General features: G+C 44.0%; 17 protein-coding genes. 9 read left to right on the top strand and 8 right to left on the bottom strand.

Going from position 1 to position 14,504, the window contains the following annotated elements:
• Positions 1 to 237: 237 nt before the first annotated feature.
• Positions 238 to 1,077: a DUF4261 domain-containing protein gene (locus tag MHI48_RS01535; protein WP_340388537.1), complete on the bottom strand. Its 840-nt coding sequence runs from the start codon at positions 1,075 to 1,077 to the stop codon at positions 238 to 240.
• 76 nt (positions 1,078 to 1,153) lie between these two features.
• A complete protein-coding gene (locus MHI48_RS01540) occupies positions 1,154 to 1,510 on the bottom strand; it encodes a DUF1304 domain-containing protein (RefSeq protein WP_036608019.1) in 357 nt (118 codons plus the stop codon).
• 265 nt (positions 1,511 to 1,775) lie between these two features.
• Here MHI48_RS01540 and MHI48_RS01545 point away from each other — a divergent pair, with 265 nt between their 5' ends.
• Positions 1,776 to 2,309: an MOSC domain-containing protein gene (locus MHI48_RS01545; protein WP_017691131.1), complete on the top strand. Its 534-nt coding sequence runs from the start codon at positions 1,776 to 1,778 to the stop codon at positions 2,307 to 2,309.
• 16 nt (positions 2,310 to 2,325) lie between these two features.
• Here the strand turns inward: MHI48_RS01545 and MHI48_RS01550 are convergent, their stop codons facing one another.
• Together MHI48_RS01550 and MHI48_RS01555 are read right to left on the bottom strand one after the other, a co-directional pair.
• Positions 2,326 to 3,165 carry a DUF6597 domain-containing transcriptional factor gene (locus MHI48_RS01550; RefSeq protein ID WP_405142811.1) on the bottom strand — a complete coding sequence of 280 codons (840 nt, stop codon included), beginning with the start codon at positions 3,163 to 3,165 and terminating at the stop codon, positions 2,326 to 2,328.
• A gap of 28 nt (positions 3,166 to 3,193) precedes the next feature.
• Positions 3,194 to 3,931, bottom strand: a complete 738-nt coding sequence (locus MHI48_RS01555; protein ID WP_405142813.1) for a WecB/TagA/CpsF family glycosyltransferase — start codon at positions 3,929 to 3,931, stop codon at positions 3,194 to 3,196.
• Between the two features lie 257 nt (positions 3,932 to 4,188).
• Here MHI48_RS01555 and MHI48_RS01560 point away from each other — a divergent pair, with 257 nt between their 5' ends.
• Positions 4,189 to 4,638: an SRPBCC family protein gene (locus MHI48_RS01560; protein WP_405142815.1), complete on the top strand. Its 450-nt coding sequence runs from the start codon at positions 4,189 to 4,191 to the stop codon at positions 4,636 to 4,638.
• A 177-nt stretch (positions 4,639 to 4,815) separates the two neighbouring features.
• Positions 4,816 to 6,345, top strand: coding sequence for a PAS domain-containing protein (locus MHI48_RS01565; protein ID WP_101315124.1), 1,530 nt, complete (start codon positions 4,816 to 4,818; stop codon positions 6,343 to 6,345).
• A 140-nt stretch (positions 6,346 to 6,485) separates the two neighbouring features.
• On the opposite strand, the gene pyk is transcribed toward MHI48_RS01565, so the two are convergent.
• Positions 6,486 to 7,901: a pyruvate kinase gene (gene pyk, locus MHI48_RS01570; protein ID WP_036607968.1), complete on the bottom strand. Its 1,416-nt coding sequence runs from the start codon at positions 7,899 to 7,901 to the stop codon at positions 6,486 to 6,488.
• 112 nt (positions 7,902 to 8,013) lie between these two features.
• Here pyk and MHI48_RS01575 point away from each other — a divergent pair, with 112 nt between their 5' ends.
• Entirely contained in the window at positions 8,014 to 8,793 is a 780-nt protein-coding gene (locus MHI48_RS01575) for an AraC family transcriptional regulator (protein WP_036607966.1), read from the top strand.
• A gap of 136 nt (positions 8,794 to 8,929) precedes the next feature.
• Here the strand turns inward: MHI48_RS01575 and MHI48_RS01580 are convergent, their stop codons facing one another.
• Entirely contained in the window at positions 8,930 to 9,601 is a 672-nt protein-coding gene (locus MHI48_RS01580; protein WP_101315122.1) for a phosphatase PAP2 family protein, read from the bottom strand.
• Between the two features lie 304 nt (positions 9,602 to 9,905).
• On the opposite strand from MHI48_RS01580, the gene MHI48_RS01585 reads away from it, so the two are divergent.
• The 4 genes from MHI48_RS01585 to MHI48_RS01600 all read left to right on the top strand — a co-directional run bounded on the left by MHI48_RS01585 (position 9,906) and on the right by MHI48_RS01600 (position 12,093).
• Positions 9,906 to 10,694, top strand: a complete 789-nt coding sequence (locus MHI48_RS01585; RefSeq protein ID WP_101315121.1) for a CPBP family intramembrane glutamic endopeptidase — start codon at positions 9,906 to 9,908, stop codon at positions 10,692 to 10,694.
• Between the two features lie 150 nt (positions 10,695 to 10,844).
• Entirely contained in the window at positions 10,845 to 11,081 is a 237-nt protein-coding gene (locus MHI48_RS01590; RefSeq protein ID WP_036607962.1) for a DUF6953 family protein, read from the top strand.
• 395 nt (positions 11,082 to 11,476) lie between these two features.
• Positions 11,477 to 11,677, top strand: a complete 201-nt coding sequence (locus MHI48_RS01595) for a cold-shock protein (protein WP_017691122.1) — start codon at positions 11,477 to 11,479, stop codon at positions 11,675 to 11,677.
• Positions 11,678 to 11,865: 188 nt separating this feature from the next.
• The gene (locus tag MHI48_RS01600) at positions 11,866 to 12,093 is read left to right on the top strand and encodes a cold-shock protein (RefSeq protein ID WP_017691121.1); all 228 of its coding nucleotides are present in this window, start codon (positions 11,866 to 11,868) and stop codon (positions 12,091 to 12,093) included.
• A gap of 245 nt (positions 12,094 to 12,338) precedes the next feature.
• Here MHI48_RS01600 and MHI48_RS01605 read toward each other — a convergent pair whose 3' ends face one another.
• The gene (locus MHI48_RS01605; RefSeq protein WP_405142819.1) at positions 12,339 to 12,686 is read right to left on the bottom strand and encodes a hypothetical protein; all 348 of its coding nucleotides are present in this window, start codon (positions 12,684 to 12,686) and stop codon (positions 12,339 to 12,341) included.
• 164 nt (positions 12,687 to 12,850) lie between these two features.
• Here MHI48_RS01605 and MHI48_RS01610 point away from each other — a divergent pair, with 164 nt between their 5' ends.
• Positions 12,851 to 13,585, top strand: coding sequence for a class I SAM-dependent methyltransferase (locus MHI48_RS01610; RefSeq protein ID WP_405142821.1), 735 nt, complete (start codon positions 12,851 to 12,853; stop codon positions 13,583 to 13,585).
• A 58-nt stretch (positions 13,586 to 13,643) separates the two neighbouring features.
• Here MHI48_RS01610 and MHI48_RS01615 read toward each other — a convergent pair whose 3' ends face one another.
• The gene (locus tag MHI48_RS01615; protein ID WP_036607955.1) at positions 13,644 to 14,288 is read right to left on the bottom strand and encodes a GntR family transcriptional regulator; all 645 of its coding nucleotides are present in this window, start codon (positions 14,286 to 14,288) and stop codon (positions 13,644 to 13,646) included.
• Between the last annotated feature and the right edge of the window lie 216 nt (positions 14,289 to 14,504).

A 14,504-nucleotide genomic window follows, 5' to 3' on the forward strand; every position in this document is an offset into this window, starting at 1 on the left:
TAATATGTAATATATGAGACTATAAGCCTATTAATTATACCTTTTTATAACGAGAATGAAAACTAAATTCATAATTAAGTGGTTCTTATGGACTACTTATTCCTAGTGAAGTTAAATTCAGGGATTGTTATCATATCGTCATTGGGAGGAAGGTTAAATAGCTAAAAGCCGCCCAGAGAATGAACTCCAGACGGCTTCTACAACTGTGACACGATAAAGTTAAGATAACTACTTAAATTAGAAGCCAATCTTCAAACTGTTACCTTCCGTTGCTACACCTTTGGAAAGGGAAATGCTCAGCTTTTGTTCTGCCGAGAAGCCTAGTGTTTCCCCATCATGCAGTGTGACGTCGTTCTCAACCACATACGTTGTGGTCATGAACATCATCTCAAATACATCGCTTAAGGACTCCGACGATTGCATAATCTCCATCTCTTCTTTACCAAAGTTACGTAGTCCGTAAGTGTAAGCTGAAGCGCCTTCGGCATTTTGGAATAATCCGATGAAAATCCAGAGCGAGACTGGCAACTCATCATGTTTGATCCCACGGCTGGTTTCGACATATTGACTGGCTTCAACAACAAGTGGGGCCATGTATATGGCCAGCGCGTGATCCAACTGTAATAAGGCACTCGCTGTTTGAGTGAACAGAACATGTCCATCAATAGCATTTGTTGCGTTCAGAACAGAGACAATAATCTGAGACTGGTGCCGTGAGGTAACTTGCTCCGCTTCTCGCCAAAGGATGTTGAGTTTGGCATTCTCCTCAACTTCACGGTCGGGTACAGGCGCGGCAATATGGGCACATACCACCTGCATTCCATTCACTTCGAAAAAGAGATTGCCCTCCTCTGGGCGTTCTTCAATCTCGATATCCCATTCGTTCTTCATGTTCCTGATGAAGAGGTCAAAATCACAATCGTCACGCTCCAGCAGGACAAAACCCACGATGGTTTCACTGTAATTCGTCGATTCGACAGCACCACCTGCAGGTACTTTTTCCTTTTTGCGCCGCCGAAGCTTGTCAAACAATCCCATGACATGTTCTCCTTCCAATTCCAGAACGATTCTGGTCATTGTACACTGCTATCTATTCACTACCTTACCATAAAGGAGTTAACATGAATCGAAGCAATGCACCATTCGACAGAAATTACAGGAACAGAACGAGCAACAACGCAATGATCGCAGGCAAACCTTGTTTGATAATGATCGACCGTGAAGAAGTTGCTCCTCCATAAAGAGCCGCGATAATCACACACGCCAGGAAGAAAATCTGAATATGCTGTCCAACGGCAGCATCCGGATATACGAGTCCCCAGATCAGACCTGCCGCGAGAAATCCATTGTAAAGACCTTGATTGGCCGCGAGAGATTTGGTGGATTTGGCGAATTCCGGCGTGAGATTAAAGGTTTTCATTGTGCGTGGACGAGTCCACATAAACATCTCCATCACCATGATATAGAAGTGTTCGACAGCTACAAGAGCTACAAAAATGATACTAATCAAAGGAAACACCTTGCTTTCTGATATGTAATTTATTTACTTGTCCATCCTAGTATAAATGTTTGCAACAAGAACGGAAAGAGCAAATTTGATTTGTAACAATTTAATTGCGTATTATTTAAATTTTTATTGTTTTCCAGTTGAGTTATGATGTTGAAATTAAAAAATGGTTACAAAGCTAAGCATACGCCGATTGTCGACAATCCATTCATTGGGTAATAATGAACAATAAAGAAGTAATATTGCTCAGGAAAGGGAGGAGATTACTATGGGAACAGTTCAATTCGTCATGTTGGCTGATGATCCATCCACATTTGTGACCCGAGTTGTACCTTTTATCGACATTGAGCTTGCAGGAATTCCGGGTGACCGTCATTATGGTCTGCTTCGTCCGGCGGACTCACGTCAGAAAATCTACAAGCGTGGCACACCGATTGCGAATCGCCGCCAGATCAGTATTGTGTCTGAGGAAGAATGTGCTCTTATTGCTGAGAAAATGAACATTCCTGAAGTGCGTCCAGAGTGGCTTGGTGCCAATATACTGGTTCGTGGCATTGATCGATTGACGGAACTGCCTGCTGGAACGCGGCTCCTATTTCCAAACGGGACAGGGTTAATATGTGAAGGGGAGAACCTTCCCTGTGTACATCCGGGAAAAATGATTGAACAATTCTATGAACAGGACGGTTTGCGCAAAAAATTCGTGCCTGCGGCTCGCAAAAAACGTGGGATTGTATGCTCGGTTGAACGGGAAGGTGTAATCCATACGGGGGATACCATAGAAGTCATTCACCTGTCCTGATTTTCAGGACAGGTTTCTAATTGATCAGCCCTCGGCGCTCACCATGCGGATGTCTAGAGTGTAAGTATTCCTCTGGTGTACTGCCAATAATGGACTTGAAATCTCGGATGAAATGGGATTGATCATGATATCCAAGATCCTGAGATAGCTTAATCAGGTCACAGTGAAGACCGCGGTCCATCCATTCTGCAGCATTTTGCAGACGATACAACTTGATTACCGTTTTGGGTCCGATGCCCACATACTGATTGAACAGCCGTTGAAGCTTTCGGGTATGCATATTCCAATAAGAAGACAGATCATCCACTCGCAGCATCTCTCGGTTCTGTTCAATCTGTTGCACAATATCATTAACCATTCTCGCTTGAGCATCTTCAGCAGGAAGGTGTGCACACAATAGCTGGTCGATGTAACTGGTTTTATCCGCATCATCCCCCGCCCCAAGAAGCCGGTCTTCCAAGGACTCCGCTGTGACGTCAAGAATATTGAATACATTCATCGGTTGTCCGTACAATGAAGAAACAGGAACCCGAAGGAAGGGATAAAATCCTCCTGGTTTGAACTTCACGCCAAATACACGACCTTTCCCGCTCACAAGATAGGAGAATTTACGTCCCGATGGTCCGAAGAAAAACGTATTGTTCCGTTCCACAACCAGATTGACACAGGGGTTAGGCACGACATGTTGGGGATACGGTTCAAGTCCAGTCAGATCCCACGATACGATCCAGTAATGTTTAACAAAAGGGCGAAGTGCTTCGGAAGGAGCATGGCGTGTCAGTTGATATTTATGATCACCTTCATTCAGATTCAGCAGGCCCATACTTGGTCTGTCTCCTTGTTCTACCTGTTGCATCCGAATCATCCCTCCTGCTCATCTCACATTATTTAGGTTCTCTGAACAACAATGCCCGCACAGCAAAACGGGGTAAAATGAGTTGCCTGCGCCATCTCGAAGGTTGACTGAGGAGGCGATAGAGCCATTCCAGGTTAAGCTTCTGCCATATCGCAGGGGCACGTTTGGTTTTGCCAGCCACGATATCGAGACTGCCTCCAACACCTATGGCTACACGAGCGTTCAACTGGTGGCGATACTTGTTAATCCAGTGTTCCGCATGGGGTGCGCCAAGAGCCACGATAAGAAAGTCTGGTTGAGCAGTACAAATCTCTTCCACAATCTGTTGTTCCTCATCTGCCTGGAAATAACCATGGTGTCTACCTTTTACGATAACTCCGGGGTAACGCTGCGCAATGATCTTTACTGCCTGTTCACTGACGCTTTCCTCTGCTCCCAGCATGTAGAATGACCAGTGTTTTTGATCGCCTTCCTCCAATAAACGAAACAGCAGATCACAACCGGTTACCCGTTCGGTCAATTGTCCGCCCCGAAAACGGGATACCATCACAATACCGGCACCGTCAGCTGTGACCAACCCGGCTTGATCGACGACGTTCCGAAGAGATGCATTCTTTTGACAGGACATAACCATCTCAGGATTACCTGTGATGACATGGAACAGTTCATTGCTTTCCTGATCTACGACTTTATCAAGGATCGCAACGGTTTGATCCATCGTGACATTGGGAAAAGGGATACCCATAATATTGGTTGATTGGCTCATATCTCATTTCCTTTCTTAATTAGTCGCATTACCTTGAACAGACCTGTTATTTCACTCCCGTTTAGTATATCTGATCTTCTGGGAAAGCACTATATGGGCGCAATCCATTTGGATTATGGTATTACATTCCCGAAAACATAAAGAGCTTATATTTTACCTGTTGTCGCGTTTTTACAATACGGCCTTTGGGGTATAACGATAGGATAGGAGTGCGAGGTTGGCAGATCGCGTATCCAATACATAAAGGGAGTGAGTCCATGGAACTGAAATATGAATTCTATATCAATGCAGGACTGGAAGAGGTGTGGAATGCTCTAATATCACCAGACGGCACACGGAACAGTTTTTTCGGCAGCGAACTTCGCACCAATTTCCAACCAGGCCAGCCGTTTGCTTATGTAGGGCCAGGTAATGATGGTGCGGAGACTGTCCATGTGTATGGAGATATATTGGAATTTGAACCGTTGTCCAGACTTAGTTATCAGGAGCATCCTGGACCGTCGTACCATGCGAATCATGCCGAGCTTCAATCCAGAGTGGTCTTCCAATTGGAAACTGTAGGTGAGTGTACGAAGCTGACGCTGATCAATGATCAATTTACAAATAACCATCCTTCCATTGCGAATGCACAGAGCAGCTGGTGGATGATTCTAAGCAGTATCAAAACTTGGGTGGAGACGGGGAAAACACTGAATTTTGGCTGGTAGCTGGGAAGAGGTAGTCATTTAAGATTTATTTTCATAAAAAATAAAGGCAATTAATATAAGAACCAGTACTGTTTCAGCGCTGGTTCTTGTTTTTATACAAAATTAAGACCATTGCTCTACACTTAATGTCTGATAATGTCGAAATATATATCATATGAGCTAAGAGGAGAAATGAGCATGTTTCGTAAACGTACTGAATCGACCAAACACCTTCGTACAGATGCGCATCAGAATTTACTGGAGTATAGTCGTAAACTGGTAGCAAACGCAGAAAAGGGCAACTATGACGCAGGGATTGAAGATGGCATTGAGTTTCAGGATACTGATGAAATAGCTAGTAATATCAAAAAAGCAGTACATATGATGAAAGCTCAAAACGAAGACGTGGAAATGCGCCTTAGAATGCTGAATCAGGCAATGAATGTGGGATTATGGGAATCAAAAATTGTTGCTGGTGATCCACTGGATAACAATAATATCGTCGCATTTTCGAATGAATTCCGCCAAATGTTAGGCTTCCATAATGCCAAGGATTATCCCGATTCATTTGCAAGCTGGGCCAAATCGATCTATCCGGATGACAGACCCCAACTGGTGCAGGAGATTATGAAACATGTGAATGACACAAAAGCAACAACTGCCTATAACGTCATCAGCCGTATGATTACAAAAAGTGGAGAAATTCGCTGGTTCCGATGCCTTGGACAAGTCATCCGAAATCAGGCTGGAGTTCCGGTCAAACTTCTGGGCATCATGTTTGATATTCATGAGGAGAAGAGCAAGTCTGATGAGCTGGAAGCACTCGTCACCCGATATGATCTGGTTAACCGCGCCTTGGTGGAGGCACCGTGGGATATGACCGTTGTGGCTGGAGATGTAGTTAATCCAAACAATGAATTTTGGTGGTCACCCCAGTTCCGTAAAGAGTTAGGGTTTAAAGACGAGCAGGATTTCCCGAATGTGTTCAGCAGCTGGAGCAGCCGACTTCATCCGGAAGACCATGATCGGACGATCAACGAATTTGCCAGACACATGAACGATTACAGTGGTCGTACGCCGTACGATCTGGATTATCGTCTGCAGCGCAAAGACGGGGAGTATCGGTGGTATCACGCGGGTGGGGAGACCATTCGGGATCAGGATGGAGTACCACTCCGTGTAGCTGGAACCATTCGAGATGTTACCCATGAGAAGAATAAGGAACAGATCGTGGAGGCCATGAATCTGAAAACAAAACAATTGTCGGAGTCCATTGGCGAGATGGTACGTGGAATCAACTCGATCACCGATCAGGCACAGGATCTGGTTACTGCACAGGAGTTATCCGCCGATGCGGCCATTCAAGTGAAAAGCAGTGCAGATGATACGAAGAATATCACCGTGTTTATTCGAGAGATTGCCAGTCAGACCAATCTGCTGGGGTTGAATGCAGCCATTGAAGCTGCACGAGCGGGAGAGCTGGGACTGGGATTTGGCGTCGTTGCAGGTGAAGTGCGGAAACTGGCTGATCACAGTTCGGAGGCCACAGTAAATATCGAAGATAGCATGCAGAAAATGAAAACATTGATTGATCAGATTCTTGAGCACATCGGTAATATGTCCACGTTAACGCAAAATCAAGCTGCTCTGACACAACAGGTGAATGCTTCAATGGATGAGATCAACACCATGTCACAGGATCTGGTTAATTACTCGAGGAATCTATAATCTCGAAGCCGTTTGTTATAACATCACGATCATTGGCAACAACATCAACAAAAAACCACCGGGAAGCATTTCTGCTCCCGGTGGTTTTTTGTATTTCTATTTTATAGCTAAAATGTATAGCTTCAGTTTCAGCTATTGAATTAAACTTGTTGAACTTTGATCAGGTTTGTATTACCGGATTGACCGATTGGAACACCAGCGGACAATACAATGATGTCACCTTTTTCAATGTAACCTGTTTTGATTGCGTTACGCGTAGCCGATTCGAACATTTCATCCGTTGTTGTTACTTTGTCGCCCATAACCGGAATGACACCTGAGAGCAGGCAGATTTTCGCCAATACTTCTTCATGTTGTGTAACTGCGATGATTGGTGCTTTTGGACGATACTTGGAGATCATACGTGCTGTGAATCCACTCTCAGTCGAAGTGATGATTGCTTTTGCATTCAGTACGAGGGAAGAACTTACAGCGCCCTGACTGATAACTTCAGTAATATCAGCGATCTGTTGAGCCGATTTTTGTGCGAATTGCTCTTTGTAATCGATCATCGTTTCAGCACGGCGAGCAACAGCAGCCATCGTGCGCACGGATTGTACCGGATATTTACCAGCAGCTGATTCACCGGACAACATCACAACGTCAGCACCTTGAAGTACAGCATTGGCCACGTCACTAACTTCGGAACGAGTAGGGCGTGGGTTCACTTGCATGGACTCCAGCATGTGTGTAGCTACGATAACTGGTTTACCAGCGCGGTTACATTTATCGATCATTTCTTTTTGCATCATTGGTACGTCTTCGATCGGAACTTCAACCCCGAGATCTCCACGAGCTACCATGATGCCGTCAGATGCTTCAATAATATCGTCCAGGTTGGTCATACCTTCCTGGTTTTCGATTTTGGAGATGATCTGAACGTGGTCTACACCGCGTTCTTTCAAAATGCTGCGGATTTCACGGATGTCATCACCTTTACGAACAAAGGATGCTGCGATAATTTCGATATCGTTTTCGATCCCAAATCCGATGTGCATAACGTCACGCTCGGTTACACCTGGCAATGTCGTTTTGATTCCTGGCAAGTTAACCCCTTTGCGTGGTTTCAGAATGCCGCCACTGATGATTTTACAATGGATATCGGATCCTTCCACAGACAGTACAGTCAGATCCACAAGGCCATCATCGATGAGGATACGATCGCCAGGTTTCACAACGAGGTTCAGTTCCGGATAGTTTACCGAGATACGCTCAGCGTCACCAAGAATTTCTTCAGTAGTCAGGATCAGCTCTTTACCAGCTTGCAGATGGCAGGATGCTTCTTTCAGTTTACCGATACGTACTTCCGGCCCTTTGATGTCCATCATGATCGGTATATAGGTGTTCAGTTCGGAAGCTGCTTTGCGGATATTGTTAATCCGTGTAACGTGATCTTCCAGTTCGCCATGAGCCATGTTCAGACGGGCAACGGTCATACCTTCCTGAATCATTACTTTTAACAATTCGATTGAGTCACAAGCAGGTCCCATGGTACAAATAATTTTTGTTTTTAACATGCTAATTTCCTCCTCATATTTAAGCTTATATGTGTATTGTAGCGTTTTCTGTCGAATCAGGGTATGAACTATAGTACAATGATTAGAGTATAGTCCGATAATGAGGTGTGTTATGGTCACTCCACTTGAAGTACGACATATTAATGGTGTCGGTTGGTACGAAGAAGCTGTGCAATCTCAAGAAACTTGGCGGCTTAGCTTGGTTACTTATGGAAAATGTGTATATTGGGTGAACGGTGATAAACAGATCATGGAAAAGGGGGAATTGCTCCTCATTCCAGGTGGTACCCCATATTACGGCAAGAGTATTCCTACAGTAACGCACACACAGATTGTAATTCAATTGCAACGCGACCATACCGAAACTCTGCCTGCACTGGAACGGTATGAGGCTTTGCGGCATAAACCTGGATGTTACGAACTGATCCATCAACGCATGAGCGCTATTTATCAACAATGGCAGGAGCGTCCGTCTTATTATGTCATGATGAGCCAAGCCTTATTGATGGAAGTGTTGATTTATATGAACAGGGAGCTTGATCGTGGAGTTATCCCGCCGGAGAGGCATAATCATGTTGAACGGATGAAGCGATATATTGAGCGGCATTATAGGGAGAAAGTGACGAAGGAAGAACTCGGGGACGAGATCAATAAAACTCCCAATTATGCTGCCGCATTATTCAAAAGCATGACAAATCAGACCATCAGTCAATATGTCCATGATCAACGGATGAAACGAGCAATATATCTGCTCACTGAGTCACAACTCTCCATCCAGGAAATTGCCGAATTTCTCGGCTACCGGGACCTGTCTTATTTTTACCGCATATTCAAACGTATAACCGGAAGTCCACCGTCTGACCTTCTTCATGAACGACCACCTATAGCGTGAAACGCGTAGTCCAACCCAAATAAAGTTCTTCTATATAAGTAGGTTTAATTAAATGAGTACAAAAAAAGAGGGCCTAGGCCCTCTTTTTTTGTATAGCAGGATCATCATCCCACCTGTTACATATATATATATGTCGTTATACATGACTGCTTGGGTTAGAGGCTGTGAGTGGCTGCTTCCCTTTTTTTCGTGCCTGCCCAAGACGAAGAGCAAAGACATGTACAGTCCAATACGCTCCCTCAGCAAACAAAATGCCTCCAGCGATGTCCAGCAAGGAATGCTGTTTTACAAACACCGTTGAAGCAATAATCAACCACAGCCATGCCGACCAAGAAATCCGTGCCAAAGGCTTAAAGTTCAAGTGTCTGTTGATCACAATAAACAGCAAGTAGCTGGTCAGAACGTGAACACTTGGGAAACAGTTGAAAGGCGCATCATTGGTATAGATAAACTGTACTAACACGCTGCTCAGATCAGTTCCGCCGATCTCCGGGCGCGGGACATGGGTAGGAAACACCGCAAAACAGACATTGGCAGCCATGACACCAACATTATAGGTAATCAACGTACGCCAGAATAGCGACTTGTTCGTCAGACCCAGATAGAGAAATCCAAGATACAGAATGGGCATCCAGCTAATGTACGGATAAATAAATTCTTTGAGAAAAGGAATCTGTGTGTCAATCCAAGCATAATTGTAGAAGACATCACTTCCGGTGTTGCTGCCTAGAAATACGTAAATGGAGCCTTGGAGCGGTATGCACAGAATAGCCAGTAAATGCCCCCAGCGCTGAAAGAATGCTTTCATAGTATCCCCCTGATTTCATTATGCATTGTGAAACTATCGTTATGGGTACTTCATAGATATAAGACGCTGAAGAGTCGCCACACCCCTGCAGCATTGAACTCTTGTAATACTATAATGGACAGATAAAGGTATAAGCCATACCTGATTTTAGGGGAAAAGCAGTCAGGATAAGTCTCTTTTTTGTTACTTTTATAGTTTTATCCATAATAGGAATATTCAATATACGGATGATGTGATACAACTATATTGGTATATAAGTTCTTATGACAACGGAGAACATAAATGAAACGAGGTAGGTAAATGTATGATTAATGCGCAATCCAAGCCAAAACATTCCTTTTCCAAGCGCAAACCTGTGCTCACCGTTGTGATTATTGAGCTGCTTCTTCTGTTAGCCGTATTTGCAGCAGGGGCCATTGCAACGATAAAACAACTGGACTACACTTCCCCTGTACTCATTTCTTTTACACCCATTGCCATTGTTCTGATGATCTATCTGACGTTAAGACGCAAGTGGGGAGAGACTGGCTTCCGATCTTTGCGAAGTATCCCGGCTGGCCACGCAAAGTATTATATTCCACTACTCCTTGTACTGGGTACACTTACCCTGAAAGGATTTGGGGAGCTGAGCTTGTCACGAGTAGCCTTTTTCATCTTTTTTACCTTGCTCGTAGCTTTTGTTGAGGAAACGATCTATCGGGGGCTTATTTTCAAAATATTGCTTCGAAAAAGTGCAGTGGCCGCAGTTGTGACCTCCAGCATCTTGTTTTCCATCACACATCTATTGAACGCATTGTCTGGTCAGGATACGACGGATACGATCATACAATTGATCTATGCGCTGCTCCTGGGAGCTGTACTGGCGTTATTGATGCTGAAGAACGGAAATATCGTACCGCTTATATTGTTTCATTTCATACATAATCTGATTCAATTTCTAGGGAATGATCTGGAGGACACAGGTACACTTCCTTACGATCTGTTTATACTGGCAGTACTGATTGCTTACTGTGCATGGTTAGTGTGGAGCATTCGAACAAATTCGTCTATTCCATCCAAAGGGAGTGAGCAAGCGAATACGGTTGTTCATTAAGGGTATTGCGGGTATTGCTTGAAAGTAGTTATCATACAGTTTCCCGTCAGCAGTTGGATCATGGTATACTTCAGTCTGGCGGGAAGACAGATATGTTCATGATACGAGGTCTGCCTATCCGTACATTAGATTCAGACAGTAGGTGATATAGTGGAGAAGACAGCACAAGGTGTAGCGGAATGGATGGTACAGGAGATTAAATTCACAGGAACACTTCATCAGGAAGCTGCCATAGAATATGTTAAGACCCATTTTGGTGAAGAGTTTGTTTTTGTGAACGAGAACGGCAATACATCATTGTCCAAGGAAGTGAAGAAGGCTTTCCGAAAGCTTCATCGTGGGCAGATCGCCTGGGATCGGGATGCATTTATGTGGGCATGGACATAGTGTGTTATACTGGAGTAAGATGATTCATTGGTTGTGTTGGATATGCATGTCAGAATGTTATATAAAAAATGTATAAGATGGATTAGATCTGCATATCCTTTCATAAGACCGTACATAAGCGGCCACACACATAAGTGTGATAAACCCTGTCCCCGCGCGTGTTAATAACATGTATTTCCAAAGCTGTTTGAAAAGAAAATACAAAGATTTGCTTTTTTGCTGAATTGGAGTTATAATAAAAACAAGTTGTAGAGAGTGGAAAACCTAATTCATATATTGTAAAGGGCGATCACTTATAGGTTTATGACTGGTACCTTTTTCAATGTGTGAATTTTTATTTGCTTGCTGCAAAGAACAAAGGAACATGTTAATTTTTATTTGGAGGTGTAATTCACATGCAAAACGGAACAGTAAAATGGTTCAACGCTGATAAAGGCTTCGGTTTCATCGAAGTTGAAGGCGGAGAAGATGTATTCGTACACTTCAGCGCTATTACAGGCGACGGCTTCAAAACTCTGGACGAAGGTCAACGCGTACAATTTAAAATTGTACAAGGAAACCGTGGTCCTCAAGCAGAAGAAGTTGTAAAACTGTAATTAAAGCATAGCTGCCTTTAACATGTTAAAATGGTAAAGGCAGCTTCTTTTTTTTGATCAGTTATATAAAAGTCGACCCATTAGTTGACGAGGCAGGAGTCCGGTGGGACGTTAAACTTCCGCTAAGTGTAGGCTTCTGTGAAATAACGTCGGTTAGATGTTTTTCCATAACAAAGGGGGTAGAAGTCATGTATAATCGCAAAAAACCGTTGGAAGAGATTCCACAAGCTGATGCGGCAATCTGGGAATGTACGAGTGATACGTGCAAAGGATGGATGCGGGACAATTTTGCGTTTGATAACGTACCTACTTGTCCGATATGTGCTTCTGAGATGGTCAGCACGACTAGGATGCTACCATTGCTTGAGAATTCGAATAGTAATCTGAAAACGATGCCTAAAGGAAATCGGATTTAACATAGCTTACCCGCCTCTAACGAGGTGTTTTTTTTTAAGATCGAACAGACACCCTGTGCGAAGGTAAGGGTATTAAATATGAAGTTCCCGGCATTCGTTTTGGCGAATGCCTTTTTTTGTATCATTTTTTAACAGAAAATATAGTGTAATTGACGTGAATCGTATGAAAAAGATAAAGACCCTTTTCGCTATAAGCAAAAAGGGTCTTTGTTATGACTACAATTTTACCACGATCAGAATGGAATTTAGATGAACAGGAATGGCAGCAGAAACAATGTTGTTACCAGAGCCAGATCGATTCCCGCTCCATAGCCGTAACCCCCACCGTATCCTCCGTATCCATATCGACCGTATGCCGAAGATTTAACTTTTTTTGTTACAGCAGCGTTTTTCTTGCTGCTTTTCACAAGCTGCTGTTTGGATTTGACTGAACACAGCCGTGGTCCTTCGAAACACCCGTTCAAATAAATTTTGCCATCACGACATTGACTAAGCGTACCATACATATGCTTACCGTCGTTCATAACGAGACAAACGGAACGTCCAACGTGCGGAGAAACCGTTTCTTCACATACCCGATTAATTCTGTACATGCAAATCCTCCTCATTAGATGCGGTTGCCGCTTGAATTCAACGGTTTGTATATCATAGTAAAAAGAAGAGCAATTGGTATGGACGAGTACCCGGAAAATCGAATGGGGAGGAGCCGTTTTTGAATCTGCTCCATACACTGGGAGAAGTGAGGAGGGGATGTCGCGTGGATTATCATGACATGCTGGCTCGGTTAGGGGAGGGAAGTGCCCATCCTGGAGGATTTTTAGCAACACTGAAGTTGCTGGATAGCTTATCTCTGCCTGTGAGTAATCATATTCTTGAGATAGGGTGCGGCACTGGGAGGACTGCGTGTTACTTGGCTAAAGGCGGATATCGGGTAACGGCGATTGATCTTCATCGCAATATGCTGGATAAGGCAGTTCGGCGAGCGAGACGAGAACGGGTGGATGTTCGATTTGTTCAGGCGGATGTAACATCGTTACCTTTTCCGGAAAATCATTTTGATGTGGTATTTGTGGAGTCGGTCACGATCTTCACCCCATGGCGGAGTGCACTTGCTGAGTATAGAAGAGTGTTGAAGCCTGGTGGACTTTTGGTGGATCGGGAGATGGTTCTATCAGGCCAGAAGACCGAATTGATGTGTCGCAGGTTAAAGCAATTTTACGGTATACGAACCCTGGTAACGGCCACAGCATGGAGAAAACGCCTCAAGCAGTGTGGTTTCACCAAGGTAGAGGTCAAAGAACATTCGCGATCCATGGCAAAATGGGGCGTTGATCATGACCCACATCGCGAGATCGATATGGATTGGTTTGAGGATGAACGTATGCAGCGTATGAGTCTTACCAATGATCGTTTGCTCGCGAAATACGGCAAAAAGTTGGGATATGCTGTTTTTGCGGCTAGGGCACCGTTGGAGGTCAAAAACGAAAAATAGGAAAAAGACAACTCACACAATTGTGTGGGTTGCCTTTGGTTTGTTCCGACAGAACGGACTACAGCATATCGTTGTCGATAATCCGCCAGTGGTGTTTAAGCAGGGCTTCCAGTTGGTTCTTATCTTTGGCTCGAAAAGCACTTAAAATTTGGCGGTGCTCTTCATTAACTTCCATCAGTACCTCAGATAGCTTTGGTTTATTATCACTAACATAGGACTGCCTTATGAAACTGTTCTTCAATGTGTTTAACATCTCAATGACTGTGGCGTTACCACATCGCTGAATGTACAGATTATGGAACTGATATTGGTTCTTGTTGTAAGCAGCAAGATCAAGCTGGCTGATATCTTCGTCCATTCGAACAACCAGAGTTTCCATCTCCAGTAGTTCGGATGGTCTGAGATGGTCTGCTGCAAGTGTGGCAGCAAGTGCCTCCAGCACACCGATCGCTTGGGAGAACTCCAGTTTTTTGCCTGCATCAAAAGGAGTGACAATAAATCCCCTGCGTGGGATGTATTGCAGCAGATTGTCTGAAGCCAGCTGGAAAAGCGCCTCCCGAGTAGGCGTGCGACTGATGTCCAGCTTTTTGCATATTTCTGCCTCGTTGATCTTCTGGTTGGGAAGCAAGGTTCCGTCCTGGATCTTCTGGGCAATGTAATCGTATACGTGATCTTTCAAGGACCGGTATTTGGGTACCTCCATACCGAATCCTCCTTTCTATGTATAGTGAATAAATAGCTGGGTGTGAGGCCGTACTGTACGCGCCGTTCAGGAGTTTCAAGTTTTTATCATCTTAACACCGAGGGGGAAGTTGGGCAAGCAAACTTCATGTTTCAGCCGATGTAAATGCTGTGTCATGTATAGCACATTTTATGGAATTAAAGCGTATAAATGTTTAAATAATGATTGTGATAAACC

Origin of the sequence: Paenibacillus sp. FSL H7-0942 (assembly GCF_045040715.1) — a bacterium.
Taxonomy (GTDB): Bacteria; Bacillota; Bacilli; order Paenibacillales; family Paenibacillaceae; genus Paenibacillus; species Paenibacillus amylolyticus.

Excerpts from the sequence above, each read along its gene's own strand:
- MHI48_RS01605 (WP_405142819.1), bottom strand. The coding sequence starts at position 12,686 with ATGTACAGAATTAATCGGGTATGTGAAGAAACGGTTTCTCCGCACGTT.
- MHI48_RS01565 (WP_101315124.1), top strand. The coding sequence starts at position 4,816 with ATGTTTCGTAAACGTACTGAATCGACCAAACACCTTCGTACAGATGCG.
- pyk (WP_036607968.1), bottom strand. The coding sequence starts at position 7,901 with ATGTTAAAAACAAAAATTATTTGTACCATGGGACCTGCTTGTGACTCA.
- MHI48_RS01595 (WP_017691122.1), top strand. The coding sequence starts at position 11,477 with ATGCAAAACGGAACAGTAAAATGGTTCAACGCTGATAAAGGCTTCGGT.
- MHI48_RS01600 (WP_017691121.1), top strand. The coding sequence starts at position 11,866 with ATGTATAATCGCAAAAAACCGTTGGAAGAGATTCCACAAGCTGATGCG.
- MHI48_RS01555 (WP_405142813.1), bottom strand. The coding sequence starts at position 3,931 with ATGAGCCAATCAACCAATATTATGGGTATCCCTTTTCCCAATGTCACG.
- MHI48_RS01550 (WP_405142811.1), bottom strand. The coding sequence starts at position 3,165 with ATGCAACAGGTAGAACAAGGAGACAGACCAAGTATGGGCCTGCTGAAT.
- MHI48_RS01535 (WP_340388537.1), bottom strand. The coding sequence starts at position 1,077 with ATGACCAGAATCGTTCTGGAATTGGAAGGAGAACATGTCATGGGATTG.
- MHI48_RS01580 (WP_101315122.1), bottom strand. The coding sequence starts at position 9,601 with ATGAAAGCATTCTTTCAGCGCTGGGGGCATTTACTGGCTATTCTGTGC.
- MHI48_RS01545 (WP_017691131.1), top strand. The coding sequence starts at position 1,776 with ATGGGAACAGTTCAATTCGTCATGTTGGCTGATGATCCATCCACATTT.
- MHI48_RS01560 (WP_405142815.1), top strand. The coding sequence starts at position 4,189 with ATGGAACTGAAATATGAATTCTATATCAATGCAGGACTGGAAGAGGTG.
- MHI48_RS01575 (WP_036607966.1), top strand. The coding sequence starts at position 8,014 with ATGGTCACTCCACTTGAAGTACGACATATTAATGGTGTCGGTTGGTAC.
- MHI48_RS01585 (WP_101315121.1), top strand. The coding sequence starts at position 9,906 with ATGATTAATGCGCAATCCAAGCCAAAACATTCCTTTTCCAAGCGCAAA.
- MHI48_RS01615 (WP_036607955.1), bottom strand. The coding sequence starts at position 14,288 with ATGGAGGTACCCAAATACCGGTCCTTGAAAGATCACGTATACGATTAC.